Here is a 16,380-nt window from a genome sequence, read left to right as displayed (position 1 = left end):
TAAAATCAGATGAAATTCAGTGAATCTTGGCTTCGTGAATGGGTTAACCCATCAGTAAGTCGTGACGCATTATCACACCAAATTACTATGGCCGGTCTTGAAGTTGACGGTATTGATGCTGTAGCCGCCGATTTTAGCGGCGTGATCATCGGTGAAGTGGTTGAATGTGGCCAGCATCCCGATGCCGACAAATTACGCGTCACCAAAATCAATGTTGGCGGCGATGAGCTCATCGACATTGTTTGTGGTGCACCAAACTGTCGTTTAGGCTTAAAAGTTGCTGTAGCAATGGTTGGCGCTGTGTTACCTGGCGATTTTAAAATTAAAAAAGCCAAGTTGCGCGGTCAACCGTCAATGGGCATGTTGTGCTCGTATGGCGAGTTAGGTATCGACATCGAAAGCGATGGCATTATTGAGCTACCGATTGATGCACCAATCGGTGTCAATGTGCGTGAATTCTTGCAATTAGATGACGCCATTATTGATGTTGATTTGACGGCTAACCGCGCTGATTGTTTAGGCATGGCAGGACTTGCACGTGAAGTGGGTGTATTAAATCGCCAAGCAGTGACAGAACCTTCTTGGGACGCGGTAACGGCCACGATTGACGCGCCATTTAGCATTAATGTTGTTACACCAGATTTGTGCCCACGTTACTTAGGCCGTGTGGTTAAAAACATCAATGTTAAGGCTGCTACGCCATTATGGATGCAAGAAAAATTGCGTCGCAGTGGTATCCGCTCAATCGATCCGATTGTTGATATTACTAACTTCGTATTGATTGAATTTGGTCAGCCAATGCATGCGTTTGACTTAAATACCTTAAACGGCGGTATTACCGTTCGTTTAGCTGATGGTGTTGAAAAGTTAACTTTGCTCGATGGTAACGAAATTACTGTACCCAGCGATACCCTCGTGATTGCCGACGACAAACAAGCTGTTGCACTTGCCGGTGTTTTTGGTGGCGAAAGTACTGGTGTGAATAAAAACACCCAAGACATTCTTTTAGAATGTGCTTTCTTTTCTCCATTAGCGATTATGGGTAAATCTCGTCGTTTAGGCTTACACACAGACGCGTCACACCGTTTTGAGCGTGGGGTTGACCCTGAGCTACAACATAAAGTAATGGACCGTGCTACCCGTCTTGTATTAGATATCTGCGGCGGCGAAGCTGGCCAAGTGATTGAAGCGGTATCGGCCGAGCATTTACCGCAAGCGGCAATCATTACGTTACGTCGCAATAAATTAGATAAAACCTTAGGTCACTTTATTCCAGACACTGATGTGGTTGAAATTCTAGAGCGTCTTGGTTTTAACGTGAACGTTGACGGCAATGATTGGGTGGTTACCACAGCAACATATCGTTTTGATATGGCGATTGAAGAAGATTTAATCGAAGAAGTGGCCCGTATTTACGGTTACAACAACATTCCTAACATTGCTCCAATGGCTGCGTTAAGTATGCCAGATCACCAAGAAGCTGATATTTCGCTTAAACGTGTTCGCAGCATATTTGTTGCTCGAGGTTTCCAAGAAGCGGTGACCTACAGTTTTGTTGATCCTAAAATGCAAAATATTGTTCATCCAGGCGAAGAAGCCATGGTGTTGCCAAACCCGATTTCAGTCGAAATGTCAGCCATGCGTTTATCAATGTTTACTGGTTTATTGACCGCAGTAGGTTATAACCAGAGCCGTCAGCAAAATAGAGTGCGTTTATTTGAGACCGGTTTACGCTTTGTTCCTGATGCACAAGCAGATTCTGGCGTTCGTCAACAAGCCATGCTGGGCGCGGTCATTTCAGGTACCCAAAACGAAGAACATTGGTCAATGGAGTCGAAAACTGTCGACTTCTTTGATTTAAAAGGTGATTTAGAATCAATAATCGGCTTGACAGTTGCCTCTACAGAATTTAGTTTTAGAGGGGCAACACATCCTGCGCTGCATCCAGGTCAATGTGCTGAAATATTACGAAATAATCGAGTCATTGGTTACATCGGTGCTATCCATCCTAGTTTGGAAAAGCCGTTTGGCCTCAATGGCAAAACAATTGTTTTTGAGTTAGAACTGGATGCATTATTGCACGCCCGTTTGCCGCTAGCCCAAGCTGTATCTAAGTTTCCTGCTAACCGACGCGACATCGCAGTGGTAGTAGATGAAGCTATTTCGGCAACTGATGTTATGAATGTGATAAGAAAAGTTGGCGAAAATCAGTTGGTTGGCTTAAACTTGTTCGATGTATACCAAGGTAAAGGTGTTGAGCCGGGTAAAAAGAGCCTAGCCATCGCACTTACGTTACAAGACACTACTCGTACACTTGAAGATAAAGATATTACTGAGACTATGGAATCAGTAGTATCGGCTCTAAAGACCGAGTTCAACGCATCGTTGAGGGATTAAAGTATGGCACTTACCAAAGCCGAAATGGCAGAACATCTTTTTGAAACATTAGGCATTAACAAACGTGTGGCTAAAGAGATGGTCGAGTCTTTTTTTGAAGAAATTCGTGAAGCACTCGAAAGTGGTGAGCAGGTCAAGTTATCTGGCTTTGGCAACTTTGACCTTAGGGACAAGAATCAAAGACCGGGAAGGAACCCGAAAACTGGTGAAGATATTCCGATTTCTGCACGTCGTGTTGTTACCTTCCGTCCTGGACAGAAGTTAAAATCACGAGTTGAAGCGGCAAATTCGGGTAAAAAATAATTCACTAGTTAATACGCCAATCCGATCGGATCTGTATTACGAAGGGCCACTCTTAATTGAGTGGCTCTTTTGTTTTTGAGTTTGGTGAATATACCGTTTGTATAATACCCAGCTTATTTATATTGTTATTTTCATATCGAACAATGTGTACTAAAACCATATTATAAATAAGGATACGGAACTGGGTTGCACTGTTTTTTGCAGTTGTCTTTTATAATTTTTTTTTCGCACTTATTAATCGCTAGGGGCTGTTGATCTTTCAAGGTTATTTTTGCAGCGAATTATTGGCCATTACTCACATTTACAACTGCGCGGCAGAGACTTCGAGGTGTAGTTATTCTACATAAAATGTCGATAACGCAGTAAAAATGGCCAACAAACGCTGCCCGGAGGGTTCGGCTAAAAACGTTTTACTCTTTGTTGAATGAACTTTGCTTAGATGACTAGGCATCAATCCATTCGCCTCGATTAAAACGTTTTTAACTCGAACAAAATTCAACCAGCAAAGATCAACAACCCCTAGTATAATACCACTGTTATAATATAATTTTTCGCCGTGGTTCTCGGTCTGTGTATTTGGAGTTTCTTTTGGCACGACAAGCAAAATATTTTGATACTCGTTTTAATAAATCACTGTTGCATCCTCGTTACTGGGGAACATGGTTAGCTATCGCAGTGCTGTTTCTATTTGGCGTGTTACCCGCAAGTGTTAGAGATCCCATTGCTAGGTTGTTAGCTCGTGTGGTAATGAAAGTGGCTAATAAGCCAATACGGATTGCAAAGATAAATATTACGCACTGCTTTCCAGATAAGTCTGCTGCAGAGGTAGATGAGTTAGTGAGACAGAATGTTGAGACATTTGTGATTACTTTATTGTCGCAATCTGAGCTGCTTTTTCGTTCTAATACCCACTTAAAACGCCGCATTCAACTTAATGGCTTTGAAAATGTAAAGGCGGCTCGAGATGCCAAGCAACCGATTATTTTTATCATGCCTCATGTCTGGCCGATGGAGTACGCAGGTCTGAGAATTAACATGGAAATTCCGTTAGTGACTATGGCCAAAGCGCATCGCAACGGACTATTTAACTGGTTTAGTAATCGGATGCGCAGCAGTCAAAATGGCCGTGTGTATATGCGCGAAGCAGGGATCCGAGCTTTGTTAGCAGAGTTAAAGAATGATAATAGTTTTTTCTATTTACCTGATGAAGACTTAGGTCCAGATCATAGCGTATTTGCGCCTTTTATGGGCACCGTTAAAGCCACTTTACCGGTAGTAGGGCGGTTAGCTCAAGCCGGTAATGCCCAAGTTATGCCCGTTAAGATAGGCTATAATCAGCAAGCTAAGCAATTTATTATGACGGTGATGCCTGCGATTAACCCAGATGAGATGATTGGCAAAGAGAACGAGGCTATTGCGTTAAATAAAGTAGTCGAGGAAGTGATTAATGCCTACCCAGAACAATATATGTGGTTTTTGAAATTACTCAAAACCCGCCCTCCAGGCGAACCCGATTTTTACTAGAATATAACCATTACCTTGGTGTGAACACAATAATAATAAGAGGTTTATATGGATTTTAATCAAATGTTAACGGCCATGTCTTTTGTGGTATTTACATACGATGATAGCCCAATCACTTTACTGCAGTTGTTACAAGTGCCTTTATACATATTTTTAGCTTGGTTTATTATCACTCGTGCAGGGCGATTGATCGTGAGTGCATTAAAACGCCGTAATGTTGGCGCAGATGCCATCCACTTATTCACTCGGATGTATTTTATTATCAGTATTGCCGTATTGGTGTTCACCAGTATGGAAATTTTAAATATTCCCTTAACCGCGTTTGCATTTGTGTCGGGTGCGATAGCGATTGGTGTCGGTTTTGGTGCGCAGAACATTATCAATAACTTTATCAGTGGCTGGATTTTAATGTGGGAGCGTCCCATCCGCATTGGTGATTTTTTAGAAGTAGGAGAGGCGCGTGGGGTAGTAGAGTGTATTAACACTCGCTCAACCTTGATACGCCGTAATGACGGAGTGCACATGTTGGTGCCAAACAGTCAGCTGCTTGAAAATACGGTGACTAACTGGACCTTGATTGATAAGAATGCCCGTACCTTTATTCGCGTTGGCGTGGCTTATGGTTCCGATGTGATCAAAGTGCGAGATTTGATTTATCAAGTCATTGGCGAGCGCGATGATATTTTACCGCAACCTAAACCCTTGGTATTGTTTGAGGACTTTGGCGACAATGCGTTAATTTTTGATTTAATTTTTTGGGTAAGCGCCGTATCTGAAACCGATATTCGCCGTCGTCGTAGTGAAATTCGTTTTAGAATGTATGAGCTGTTTAACGAGCATAATGTGGTAATCGCTTACCCACAACGCGACTTGCATGTGGACGGTAATTTAACGATTACTCAAAGTCCTAAAAACTAATTCAGCACTATTTTGCACGACTAAAAAAGACGCCGCGGCGTCTTTTTTAGTCACTTAACTTAACCAACATAAACGTTATTGACTTGAACCAGATCCGTTGGCTTTGGTGTGACGGTCTAACAAATTCTTATTAATATCTGCCATCGACAAACCCTGATCTTCAAGTAACACAATTAAGTGATACATTAAATCAGAGGCTTCGTTGACTAACTCTTCTTTATCATGGGTTGCTGCGGCAAGGGCGGTTTCTAAGCCTTCTTCGCCAACTTTTTGCGCCATGCGTTTAGTACCACTTTCAAATAGCGACGCGGTATAGCTTGAATCTGCACTTTGCCCTTTACGTGAAATAATCAACTTAGTCAGATTGTCGATAAATGGATGGGCGTTACCATCTGGCCAGCAGCTTTCTGTACCTGTGTGACATGTTGGACCGTTAGGAATGACTTGTACTAAAAAGCTGTCATTATCGCAGTCTTTATCGATAGCAATAAGATCAAGAGTATTGCCAGAGGTTTCGCCTTTGGTCCATAAACGCTGTTTTGAACGACTAAAAAAGGTCACTTTGTTAGTGGCTAAGGTTTTCTCTAAGGCTGCTTTATCCATGTAACCTAGCATAAGCACTTTACCGGTTAGGTGGTGCTGTACAACTGCTGGGATTAACCCTTGTTGCTTGTCCCAATCTACGCTTGTGCTATCAAATATTATGCTTGTCATGTGTTATCTCTTACTGGTAATAACCAAAATGTATGTATCTTATAAACGAATTGCGATGTTATTGGTATGCAGGTATTGCTTGAGCTCACCAATATCAATAATGCCTTTATGAAATACGCTTGCCGCTAATGCCGCGTCAACCTTGGCAAGTTCAAACACTTCTTTAAAGTGCGCCATGGTGCCTGCACCGCCAGATGCAATTAACGGTACATCGCATATTGCCCGCACCATGCTTAATTGCTTGATATCGTAGCCGCCGCGCACGCCGTCTTGGTTCATGACGTTAAGTACTATTTCACCACAGCCTCGCTTTTGCACTTCTTCAACCCAATCTTGAGTATACCAATGGGTGTCTTTAGTGGCGGCTTCATCACCGGTAAACTGTTTGACTTTATAGCTGTCACTGGCAGCATCGTAAAAAGAGTCGATACCGATAACAATACATTGGCGGCCAAACTCGTCTTGCAACCGTGATATTAAGCTAGGATCACTTAATGCCGGTGAGTTTATCGATATTTTATCGGCACCAAATGCCAATTTTTCACGCGCTTGTTCGATGGTTTTAATTCCACCAGCAACGCAAAAAGGGATGTCAATTTGCTCCGCGACGCGGCTGATCCAAGACTTGTCGATCACCCGATCGTGAGCACTGGCAGTAATATCATAAAAGACTAATTCATCAGCACCTTCAAGGGCGTAACGAGCCGCCAGAGGCACTATGTCACCGACAATTTCGTGATTACGAAATTGTATTCCCTTAACCACTTTACCGTCGCGTACATCAAGACAAGGAACTATGCGTTTGGCCAGCATTGGATTGCCTCCTTAACGGTAAATTGATTAATGAGCAGTGCTTTACCGATAATGATCCCCGATGCTTTACTGTCGCGCACCGCTGCTACGTTATCCAGCGTTGCAATACCACCAGAAGCTTGCCAAAGGATGTCTGGATAAGTAGACGCAAGCTCAGTATAGAGTTCAGTGTTCGCGCCTGTTAGGGTGCCATCACGGCTAATATCGGTGACTAAAGCATGTTTAAGGCCGACAGTTTGAAATTCAGCCACCAGTGATTCTAGCGACTTACCGCCGCCAGACTGCCAGCCAGAGACCGCAACAATTTTTTCCCCCGTGTCACTGATATTGACATCTAGGGCTAAGCAAATCGCTTCGCTACCGTATTTCATAAACCAGCTCTTCACTAATTCAGGCTCTTTAACCGCTAATGAGCCAATTACCACACGGGTTACGCCAATATCGAGCAGCTCGACAACTTGTTCCTCGGTGCGAATGCCGCCGCCGACTTGAATCTCGACATCAAGTCCTGCAGCTAATTCACTTATCAGCTTAGTTTGACGTTTATTAGGATCTTTAGCGCCGGTTAAGTCAACAATATGCAGTAATTTAGCCCCTTGAGCTTGATAAGACTGCAATTGCGCCAATGGGCTTAAGTCAAAGGTGGTCTGCTTGTCGTAGTCACCTTGGTATAAACGCACCACTTGGCCGTCAATTAAATCAATGGCAGGAATAATCACTGTGGTGTCCCCATATGTAAAAAGTTTTGTAAAATCTGCGCACCTACTTTGGCGCTCTTTTCTGGGTGAAATTGCACCCCAAAAAAGTTACCTTTACCAATGGCTGCACTGAATGACTCGCCATAGGTGCTGCTGGCTAGCGTGTATTCACTGATTGGCGCGCGGTAGCTGTGAACAAAATACACGTAGCTTCCATTTTCAATGCCAATAAATAAAGGATGGTCGCTGACCTCAATTTGATTCCAGCCCATGTGAGGTAAAGGCAGTCCTTGGCTGTCTAAGTCACCAATATCAGTGGGAACCAGGCCTAAGCAAGTAATACTTTGCTCGCTGCGACCGCCATGTTCATTCGATATTGATGCCAGCATTTGCATACCAAGACACACGCCCATTACTGGTTGCGTTAAGCTTTTTATTAACTCGACTAAGTTTTTTTGTTTTAAGGCGTCCATGGCCGCGCCTGCGGTGCCAACACCGGGTAATACCACTCGTGCTGCGCTGCGAATAACGTCAAAGTCCGCACTGACAATGACATTAGCGTTAAGGCGCTCAAAGGCAAATCGTACAGAGCTTAAATTAGCACAGCCAGTATCAATAATAACCGTAAGGTCATTGGCCGTGCTGGTAGAAGCCGTTGTCGAGTTAGCTGAAGAAACTGATAGTGCTGTCACATAAACTCCTTACAGTACGCCTTTGCTTGATGGCAGTATGTCGCCTTCAACTTTCACCGCTTGGCGAAGCGTACGACCTAGTACCTTAAACAATGCTTCTACTTTGTGGTGATCGTTATCGCCATTAGAGCCAATATGCAAGGTGCAGCGCAGGCCGTCAGCAAACGAGCGGAAAAAGTGTGGCACCATCTCAATGGCCATTTCGCCAACCATTTCACGCTCAAAATCAGCATTGAACTTTATAAATGGGCGACCTGAAATGTCCATCAGGCATTCACCGCTGGCTTCATCCATTGGTAAGCTAAAACCGAAACGGGCAATACCACGTTTATCACCTAATGCTTGGCGAATAGCATCACCAATAGCCAGTGCCGTGTCTTCCACGCTGTGGTGGTCGTCGATTTCTAAATCGCCATCAACGTGCACGTCCATTTTAAAATTACCGTGGGTTTGAATTTGATCGAGCATGTGGTCAAAAAAGCCTATGCCTGTGTCAATTTCGCCTTTGGTTTGACTGTCGAGATCGATAGTCACTTTAATGTTGGTTTCTTTGGTGGTTCGTACCACAGTGGCAATACGGCCTTTGCTCAATAACGCATTAGCAATGTCGTCCCAGTTTAGCTTTTGACGATCGTATTTAAAGCTTTTAATGCCCATGGCATTGGCAAGCTCAACGTCGGTTTCGCGATCGCCAATCACCGCTGAAGTGGTAAAGTCCACTTTACCTTGGGTTAAGTAGTCTTTTACTAGCCCCAGTTTTGGCTTACGACAACTGCAGTTTTGATCGTTAAAATGAGGACAAATCACCACATCGTCAAACTTCACCCCTTGGCTAGCAAAAATCTGCATCATCATGTTATGCGGCGCATCAAAGTCGGCTTTTGGAAACGAATCGGTACCCAGGCCGTCTTGATTGCTGACCATAACCAAGCGAAAACCTGCATTTTGTAATTTAAGTAACGCTGGGATTACTTGTGGCTCAAACACCAGTTTAGCCAAACTATCGAGTTGCTTATCGATTGCCGGTTCCTCAACTAGGGTGCCATCACGGTCGATGAATAATATGTTCTGTTTCATGTTCAATGCCTTCAATAGGGTATAATTTTATTAGTATTAATCTGTCTGTTTATCAATCGGTTGGTAACTATGTCTGTTAAAGTCACTTGTCGCAGGCTTATGCTAACGACTCCGACCGTTTTTATTCAAACAAAGCGATAATTAAATTAGTTTGTTGTTCATTGGTAAAACTAAAGCGAATGGCATCTGCAAGGCGCGGGTCTTTATAGGCTCGTGCAACAACGCCGGAATCACTTAAGCGTTTAGCGGCAGCGCTAACATCGTTAAATTTAGCCAGTACATAGTTACCGTTTGCCGGTAACACTTTAGCGCCATAGGCTGTAAGTGCAGTGCTTAAGCGTTTGCCTTGCTCAACTAAGCTCGCTACTTGGGTTTGCATTGTATCGATGCCAGCCGCGCTCAAGGCTTTCACTGCAAGTTCAGACACGGGTAATGGCACTGGATAAGGCGCGATAACCCGCATAACTAAATCGATAATGTCGTCACTGGCGAGCATAAAACCACAACGGGCACCCGCTAAGGCAAATGCTTTTGATAAGGTGCGTAGCACAACAAGGTTAGGGTACTTGCCCAGTAAATCGGCCACGCTGTAGTCAGGGCAAAATTCAATATAGGCTTCGTCTACCACCATAATTGAATTTGGCGCCGCTTGAATCGCTTGTTCAATTTTGCTTTTAGCTATTACAGTACCCGTTGGGTTATTTGGGTTACAGATAAACACAATTTTGGCATTGCCGATTTGTGCTGGCCAATCTTGAGGTAACTGATAGTCATCGGTTAAGCTCAGTGCATTGACGCCAACATTAAAGGTCGCCGCGCTAATGGAGTACATGCCGTAAGTCGGTCCAAAACACGCAATGCTGTCAACACCTGGAATACAAAAGGTGCGGATCAGTAATTCAATCGCTTCATCAGCACCACGACTGGCAATAATGTTGCTTGCTTTTACGCCTGAATACTGGCTGTAAGCATTGATGAGTTCAGGTGGCTGACATTCAGGATAACGATTCACTTTATCTAGCGGACTATTATTAAATGGTGATTCGTTGGCATTGATCCAAATATCACCTCTGCCGCCGATACGTCTGGCACTTTGATACGGTGTTAACGTCAGTAACTCGGGTCTGGCCAACGTGTTTGGATCAAAAGGCGCTGCTTGGGTCTGACTCATGGCTGTGTTCTCTACTTTCTATCGATAAAGGTGTTAATTCATCACTTCAGATTTGATTGAAGCATAAACAATAACAACTACTGCAAACTGGCTAAACGAATGGCGATAGCATTTTTATGCGCATCTAACAGTTCATTTTCAGCCAATACCATCACAGTTTGGCCTAAGGATTGTAGTCCTTGCTTGCTGAGCTCTTGCACCGTAAAACGGCGGCTGAAATCAGCCAATGACAAGCTTGATACTGAACGGCTATAGCCATAAGTCGGTAACACGTGGTTGGTGCCACTGGCATAATCACCGACAGACTCTGGAGTGTATGCACCTAAAAACACCGAACCCGCACCGCGCACTTGCTTAAGTACGTCACGAGGCGCCGCCGTTTGAATAATCAAATGTTCTGGACCATATAAGTTAGACACCTTGGCGGCTTGCTCCATATCACTGACAAGAATACTGCGACTGCATTCTAGTGCTTGTGCGGCGATGTCTTTACGGCTCAATTGTGCTAATTGTTCAATTAATGCTTGGTTTACTTGCTCTGCTAGTGCTAACGAATCAGTGACTAACATCACTTGTGAATCAACACCGTGTTCAGCTTGTGAGAGTAAATCGGACGCCACAAAAGCAGGATTTGCATCTTTGTCGGCAATCACTAGTACTTCAGACGGGCCTGCTGGCATGTCAATAGACACGCTAACACGGCTGTCTTGTGACACTAATCTTTTTGCTTCGGTGACATAGCGATTACCCGGACCAAATATTTTATCGACGTTTGGTACAGATTCAGTACCAAAAGCCATTGCCGCAATAGCTTGCGCGCCGCCGACTTGAAAAATATCAGTAATGCCGCACACATTGGCTGCATAAATAATTGCATCATTAATTGGCGGTGGGCTAACCAATACACGTTTGCCACAACCGGCGATTCTTGCTGGTAGCGCGAGCATCATTACAGTTGAGATTAATGGTGCAGTGCCGCCAGGAATGTATAAGCCGACACGTTCAATAGGTTCGCTTCTAAGCTCACAGCGAATTCCCGCTTGAGTTTCAATATCTACACCCTGAAACACTTGCGCCTTGTGAAAGGTTTCAATGTTATTGACTGCTTGCGCCACAGCTTGCTTAACGTCATCACCCACTCGCGCACAAGCGGCGGCAATAGCGTCAGCTGATAACGCTAACTCTGCCAGTTCAACACCGTCAAATTGTTTGTTATAAGCTAATAACGCGCGATCACCTTGAGCATTAACTTGCTCAATAATGTCGCGAACTCCTTGCTCTACACTGGCATCACCAATCAATGGCGAGCGTGCTAAAGTTTGTCGTTGCTGCTTGGTAGATAAAGAAGCCCAATCGAGAATTTGCATTTGTGTTACCCCATCATTTTTTCAATAGGCATCACTAGAATTGAGCTTGCACCGAGTGCGGTTAACTCTTCCATTGTGTCCCAGAATAAATCTTCAGTGCTCACAACGTGAATAGCCACACGATTAGTGTCGTCATTGAGTGGTAATACTGTTGGGTTTTCAGCACCTGGGAGTAGGGCAACGATTTGGTCTAAGGTTTCAAGTGGCGCGTGTAATAAGATGTACTTACTTTCGCGGGCACGAATAACACCATTAATACGTGATAAGATTTTATTTATTAATGCTTGCTTTTCAGTCGATTGAGTTTTGTTTGATTGGATAATACACGCCATTGAGCGGTAAATGACTTCGGTTTCATACAAACCGTTTGCTTCAAGGGTGGCACCTGTTGAAACTAAATCACAAATACCGTCTGATAAGCCTGCTCGTGGCGCAACTTCTACTGAACCTTTAAGCATACAATCGCTGTAGTTAATGCCTTTTTCTTGCATAAAGCGGCGCAGTAAATTCGGGTAAGATGTCGCAATACGAAGACCTTCAAGTGAGTTAGCATCTTTATATTCAAACTCATTAGGTACCGCAAGCGATAAGCGACATGAACCAAAATCTAACTCACGTAATTTTGTAAACTCAGCCGGCTTGTTGGCTAGTTGGCGTTCAAGTTGCTCTTCTTCAAGTACGTTTTCACCGATAATGCCTAAATCAACAACACCGTCCATTACCAAGCCTGGAATGTCATCATCACGAACTCGTAATAAATCGATTGGCATATTGTCTGCGTGGGCAATTAAGCGTTGCTCATTAACGTTAAATTTAACGCCACAGCTTTTTAGTAACTGTTGAGACTCTTTAGATAATCGGCCAGATTTCTGGATGGCAATACGTAAACGTTTTGATTCACTCATGTGATACTTCCTTAATGTATTAAATATAAAATAGTGTAAATTTAACAGTTTAAATAAAAATTCAATAAAAACTTCGATAAAATATAAATTTAGAACAACAAAAAACCCCTGAAATTCCTTCCAGGGGTTTATGTGAAATATTGTTCACCACCAGAAGGATAACGTCCTTCGGCAGTAAGCATCCGAAGGCTACTGCAAATGGTGATGATGGTGGAATGTAGTCACTTGGATGTTCATGGTTGTTCTCTTTATATAATCTGGTTAATCGTTTAGTTTAATCAATTTAAATGAGGATTTATGCACTCATTTATTGTCGTGTTTATCGACTTGCAGTTAACTTAACCGCATTTATCCTTGTTTGCAATAGCGGACAAAGTATTATTGTCATTTTATGACTAAATTTTTTGCATAAGATATGCATTGTTGCTTGATATGTTTAATAAGGTCGACTATTGGTGCTTGCCGACACTAACATAAATGTTTGCTGATACATTAAATGAGTCGTTATGATTGAATAAAATACATCCATTCCAGTCTAGGATCAGCTGGCTTGAATATTAACATTATAATCTTTTTGAAATTCAAGTACCTGAAACGCTAGATATCATTTGGCTGTTTTATAAGTTAATTAAATAGATCGACTACACTTCAGATTAATGAACGTTTACATTTTTGTTTTATCCAAGTGCTATGATCAAATGATATTTTATAAGCCATTGAGGTTAGTTCACACTGCTTGTAAGCTAGCATGTATTACCCTTCCGTAATATAACGAGTAACTCGAGGTGCATATTTGTATGAAGACCTTTGATTTAGTGGCACTTAGAGATGTTATGGATCTAATGCTAGATGCCGTGTGTGTGGTCGACAAAAAAGGTAACTTTGTGTTTGTCAGTGCAGCATTTGAAGATATTTTTGGTTACGCCCCAGATGAAGTCATTGGTAAGCCTATGATTGATCATGTCTATCCCGATGATGGTGAAGTCACGCTTAATGTTGTGCAGGGGTTACTAAACGGAAATCTTCAACCTCGTTTTGAAAATCGTTGGATCCGAAAAGATGGCAGTATAATTCACGTATTGTGGTCTGCTCGTTGGTCTGAGGATCACCAATTTAGAATCGCTATCGCTCACGACATTACTGAACGTAAACAAATGGAGCAGCAACTACATTACATTGCAGGACATGATCCATTAACCGAATTACCTAATAGAGCATTGTTATTTGGGCGTTTACAAACCTCACTCGGATTAGCGCGCCGTGAAGGCACTGATCTTTCGTTGTTATTTATTGATATTGATGGTTTTAAACATATAAATGATAATTATGGCCATCTTGTCGGTGACAAGCTACTGAGGCATATAGCGCAACGTTTACGCGATTGTATTCGCAAATCTGACACCGTTGGGCGCTTTGGTGGAGATGAGTTTTTAGTTGTGTTAAATGGCATAGACTTATTTGATGATGTGCTTATTATCGCAGAGAATATTCGTATTGTACTTGAGAAGCCTTATCAATTTGATGGTTTTAATTTACAACTTTCACCAAGTATAGGTGTAGCTCGCTATCCCGATAACGGAGACGATGAGCAGCAATTAATTAAGTATGCTGATCAAGCAATGTATCGAGCCAAAAATGCTGGAGGTAATAGAGTTGATGCCAGTTGAGACCCTCTGCAATAATATTGCTATTTAGCCACATGATAATCCTAACAACCTTCATGCTATCGATAATCTGATCATAGTCTACTTTTAATTTCAAAAACGATTGTCCATTGTTTTTGATTGCTTGATAACGCCTATTGACTTAAAAAATGATTAAAAGTATCGACCTTTCAAATTAGTTCGCCAATCATAAATCGTTATTTACGGATAGATAATATTCGATGGTGTTAGCTGTAATTGTATTTGACTGCTTATTTCGGCTTTTTGGCTGGTCGATAATTGGCTCGAATTATCAATGGCTGTCAACGCCGCTCGTTTGTCGAAGCCACTCCATACATTGATGGTACTTGAGATTGATTCCAGGCGGGTTGTTGGGTCATTAATCCGTTCGGCGACATTAAAAGCTTGTTGCGGATCCGTTTGACTAAGCTGAGCAGAACGTTGATTAAAAGCGATATCCTTGTTGTCATTAGACAATGAATTAATAACTTGCAAAAAATCAGTTTCAGAATGGTCTGCCAGAGCATAGCTGGCATTAATTATAATATCGCGCTGCACGCTGGTCTCATAGTTCTCTATTCGCGCTAACATCATGTTGGGTTCAACACTGGCGATTTCTGCTAATGCACTATTGAAATAGTCTTGATTTAAGTCGTAGGCTTGTTTTTGATTATTTAAAAATACTAAAGCAGCTTCAGGATCGGTTTCAGCCATTTTACGTGAAATAATAAATACACCGCTGGCACGTTGCTCAACTGCAATACCGTCCAACCAATCAACGGCTTCTTGAATATTTTTTTCAACTAACTGATATACCATTGAGGTGATCAAATAATTAGTTGACTCATTTAATGGTAGCGATGAAATAAGATTCGCCGCTTCATTAGGTGACTGCTCAATGTAATAATACATGGTATTTAAGTACATTTTTAATGTCGATTGAGTTTCAGGTTGCATTTTTAACCATTCAAATGCGGCGATTGCATCAGAGCTAGCCCATGAATCAACAATCGACATCATGATCGATGACTTCATTGGTTCAACTGCCAATAACTCAATATCGCTTAACGCCTGTTGTGGATTTACAGACGCTAAACCGCGCAAATAACTGTCGAGTAATGATTCATATAGGTCGGTTGACTTTTGCTCTTCTAACCATGATATTACGTTTGAAAACTGCATTTTCCCGGCTATTTCCAAAATTAATCCATATAAGTCTTCATGCTGAGTTTCTTGTGCTACAAGTAATGCTTCAAGAGGATCTTGTTCGGCCAGTTGCATGATACGAAAAATTGACATATACGGTGTTTCATCAGTGTTTAATGATGCCTTAAAGGCCTCTCGGTCGTGAACGTTTTGGCTAGAAGAATTTACAGCGACCAGAGTCGATTTATCTGTTGATATTGAGTTGGAATTGCTGGTTTGTGGTATTTTGCTGAATCCCTCCCGAATTTCAGGCAGGTTTATGGTGTCACTAGGCCAGATCAGTGGATAACTGATAAACCCTACACACCAACTTGTTACTACCACGATTAACCATTTCATTATTGCTTTTCCTTAAGCTTGCTAAGTTTGTTCAAATCACTCTCATTGTGGTTACGTTATTATGATGCTAATAACATTGCAATGAATTGTTCAGTAATTGATGTGATAGGATCGTCGTTAACTTATTAAATTTTATAATGAATTAACTCTTTATAATGAATTTTACATTAGTATTTTAGGCTTATGTGGCCAAAAGCGAGTAATAATGCGTAAAACTGATAAAAAAATAGACAATCAATTAAGAGTGGGATTAACTGCGGTGTGCGAACATGCATTGGTCGCTTACTCTGGTTTTGCGTGGATTACCCATATTGTTGATTATGAAAAGTATCCTAAAAGTTTACGGATTGTTTGTATATTTGATACTGAAACACAACTGAGTCAATTTAAGCAAAGTGGTGATAAAGCGGTATTGGTAGCCTTAATTCAACACACCCTAACTCATGAGGGGATTGAGATCAAAGATGCCTATCAACATGTTAGCTTTGACACTGAAAGCGCCTGTGAGCAGCAACATAACGGTAACTGGGCATTACGATTAAGTGAGAAAAACCGTCGTACCAAATTGTACTAAGTTTTTATACTTACTGAT

General features: G+C 42.2%; 15 protein-coding genes. 6 read left to right on the top strand and 9 right to left on the bottom strand.

Annotation, left to right across the window (positions count from 1 at the left end):
• Positions 1-9: 9 nt before the first annotated feature.
• From pheT to EGC82_RS13190, 4 genes are all read left to right on the top strand, one after another.
• Positions 10-2,397 (top strand): phenylalanine--tRNA ligase subunit beta, encoded by a 2,388-nt coding sequence (gene pheT, locus EGC82_RS13205; RefSeq protein WP_124731177.1) that lies wholly within the window; start codon positions 10-12, stop codon positions 2,395-2,397.
• 3 nt (positions 2,398-2,400) lie between these two features.
• Positions 2,401-2,700: an integration host factor subunit alpha gene (gene ihfA / locus EGC82_RS13200; protein WP_011637176.1), complete on the top strand. Its 300-nt coding sequence runs from the start codon at positions 2,401-2,403 to the stop codon at positions 2,698-2,700.
• A 588-nt stretch (positions 2,701-3,288) separates the two neighbouring features.
• Positions 3,289-4,224, top strand: coding sequence for a lauroyl-Kdo(2)-lipid IV(A) myristoyltransferase (lpxM, locus tag EGC82_RS13195; RefSeq protein WP_124731176.1), 936 nt, complete (start codon positions 3,289-3,291; stop codon positions 4,222-4,224).
• A gap of 48 nt (positions 4,225-4,272) precedes the next feature.
• Complete coding sequence (locus tag EGC82_RS13190) at positions 4,273-5,142, top strand: mechanosensitive ion channel family protein (protein WP_124731175.1); 870 nt, start codon at positions 4,273-4,275, stop codon at positions 5,140-5,142.
• 75 nt (positions 5,143-5,217) lie between these two features.
• On the opposite strand, the gene hisIE is transcribed toward EGC82_RS13190, so the two are convergent.
• The 8 genes from hisIE to hisG all read right to left on the bottom strand — a co-directional run bounded on the left by hisIE (position 5,218) and on the right by hisG (position 12,579).
• Positions 5,218-5,856: a bifunctional phosphoribosyl-AMP cyclohydrolase/phosphoribosyl-ATP diphosphatase HisIE gene (hisIE, locus tag EGC82_RS13185; RefSeq protein ID WP_124731174.1), complete on the bottom strand. Its 639-nt coding sequence runs from the start codon at positions 5,854-5,856 to the stop codon at positions 5,218-5,220.
• Positions 5,857-5,895: 39 nt separating this feature from the next.
• A complete protein-coding gene (hisF, locus tag EGC82_RS13180; RefSeq protein ID WP_124731173.1) occupies positions 5,896-6,669 on the bottom strand; it encodes an imidazole glycerol phosphate synthase subunit HisF in 774 nt (257 codons plus the stop codon).
• Complete coding sequence (gene hisA, locus EGC82_RS13175) at positions 6,651-7,388, bottom strand: 1-(5-phosphoribosyl)-5-[(5-phosphoribosylamino)methylideneamino]imidazole-4-carboxamide isomerase (RefSeq protein ID WP_124731172.1); 738 nt, start codon at positions 7,386-7,388, stop codon at positions 6,651-6,653. The genes hisF and hisA overlap by 19 nt, the downstream gene beginning before the upstream one ends.
• Positions 7,385-8,059 carry an imidazole glycerol phosphate synthase subunit HisH gene (gene hisH, locus EGC82_RS13170; protein WP_124731171.1) on the bottom strand — a complete coding sequence of 225 codons (675 nt, stop codon included), beginning with the start codon at positions 8,057-8,059 and terminating at the stop codon, positions 7,385-7,387. The genes hisA and hisH overlap by 4 nt, the downstream gene beginning before the upstream one ends.
• Positions 8,060-8,068: 9 nt before the next feature.
• The gene (gene hisB / locus EGC82_RS13165) at positions 8,069-9,136 is read right to left on the bottom strand and encodes a bifunctional histidinol-phosphatase/imidazoleglycerol-phosphate dehydratase HisB (protein ID WP_124731170.1); all 1,068 of its coding nucleotides are present in this window, start codon (positions 9,134-9,136) and stop codon (positions 8,069-8,071) included.
• A 121-nt stretch (positions 9,137-9,257) separates the two neighbouring features.
• On the bottom strand, positions 9,258-10,307 hold the full coding sequence (gene hisC / locus EGC82_RS13160; RefSeq protein WP_124731169.1) for a histidinol-phosphate transaminase: 1,050 nt from the start codon (positions 10,305-10,307) through the stop codon (positions 9,258-9,260).
• 77 nt (positions 10,308-10,384) lie between these two features.
• Complete coding sequence (gene hisD / locus EGC82_RS13155; protein ID WP_124731168.1) at positions 10,385-11,674, bottom strand: histidinol dehydrogenase; 1,290 nt, start codon at positions 11,672-11,674, stop codon at positions 10,385-10,387.
• Positions 11,675-11,679: 5 nt separating this feature from the next.
• Positions 11,680-12,579, bottom strand: a complete 900-nt coding sequence (gene hisG / locus EGC82_RS13150) for an ATP phosphoribosyltransferase (RefSeq protein ID WP_124731167.1) — start codon at positions 12,577-12,579, stop codon at positions 11,680-11,682.
• Between the two features lie 797 nt (positions 12,580-13,376).
• Between hisG and EGC82_RS13145 the strand changes: the two genes are divergently transcribed.
• On the top strand, positions 13,377-14,246 hold the full coding sequence (locus EGC82_RS13145) for a diguanylate cyclase domain-containing protein (RefSeq protein ID WP_124731166.1): 870 nt from the start codon (positions 13,377-13,379) through the stop codon (positions 14,244-14,246).
• A 198-nt stretch (positions 14,247-14,444) separates the two neighbouring features.
• Here EGC82_RS13145 and EGC82_RS13140 read toward each other — a convergent pair whose 3' ends face one another.
• Positions 14,445-15,788, bottom strand: coding sequence for a hypothetical protein (locus EGC82_RS13140; RefSeq protein ID WP_124731165.1), 1,344 nt, complete (start codon positions 15,786-15,788; stop codon positions 14,445-14,447).
• 205 nt (positions 15,789-15,993) lie between these two features.
• Here EGC82_RS13140 and EGC82_RS13135 point away from each other — a divergent pair, with 205 nt between their 5' ends.
• Complete coding sequence (locus EGC82_RS13135; RefSeq protein ID WP_124731164.1) at positions 15,994-16,362, top strand: Fis family transcriptional regulator; 369 nt, start codon at positions 15,994-15,996, stop codon at positions 16,360-16,362.
• Positions 16,363-16,380: the final 18 nt, after the last annotated feature.

Source organism: Shewanella livingstonensis (assembly GCF_003855395.1).
In the GTDB taxonomy this organism is placed as follows: domain Bacteria; phylum Pseudomonadota; class Gammaproteobacteria; order Enterobacterales; family Shewanellaceae; genus Shewanella; species Shewanella livingstonensis.
This window is presented reverse-complemented; position numbering and strand designations above follow the sequence as displayed.

Excerpts from the sequence above, each read along its gene's own strand:
- pheT (WP_124731177.1), top strand. The coding sequence starts at position 10 with ATGAAATTCAGTGAATCTTGGCTTCGTGAATGGGTTAACCCATCAGTA.
- ihfA (WP_011637176.1), top strand. The coding sequence starts at position 2,401 with ATGGCACTTACCAAAGCCGAAATGGCAGAACATCTTTTTGAAACATTA.
- EGC82_RS13190 (WP_124731175.1), top strand. The coding sequence starts at position 4,273 with ATGGATTTTAATCAAATGTTAACGGCCATGTCTTTTGTGGTATTTACA.
- hisIE (WP_124731174.1), bottom strand. The coding sequence starts at position 5,856 with ATGACAAGCATAATATTTGATAGCACAAGCGTAGATTGGGACAAGCAA.
- hisF (WP_124731173.1), bottom strand. The coding sequence starts at position 6,669 with ATGCTGGCCAAACGCATAGTTCCTTGTCTTGATGTACGCGACGGTAAA.
- hisB (WP_124731170.1), bottom strand. The coding sequence starts at position 9,136 with ATGAAACAGAACATATTATTCATCGACCGTGATGGCACCCTAGTTGAG.
- hisC (WP_124731169.1), bottom strand. The coding sequence starts at position 10,307 with ATGAGTCAGACCCAAGCAGCGCCTTTTGATCCAAACACGTTGGCCAGA.
- hisD (WP_124731168.1), bottom strand. The coding sequence starts at position 11,674 with ATGCAAATTCTCGATTGGGCTTCTTTATCTACCAAGCAGCAACGACAA.
- hisG (WP_124731167.1), bottom strand. The coding sequence starts at position 12,579 with ATGAGTGAATCAAAACGTTTACGTATTGCCATCCAGAAATCTGGCCGA.
- EGC82_RS13145 (WP_124731166.1), top strand. The coding sequence starts at position 13,377 with ATGAAGACCTTTGATTTAGTGGCACTTAGAGATGTTATGGATCTAATG.
- EGC82_RS13140 (WP_124731165.1), bottom strand. The coding sequence starts at position 15,788 with ATGAAATGGTTAATCGTGGTAGTAACAAGTTGGTGTGTAGGGTTTATC.
- EGC82_RS13135 (WP_124731164.1), top strand. The coding sequence starts at position 15,994 with ATGCGTAAAACTGATAAAAAAATAGACAATCAATTAAGAGTGGGATTA.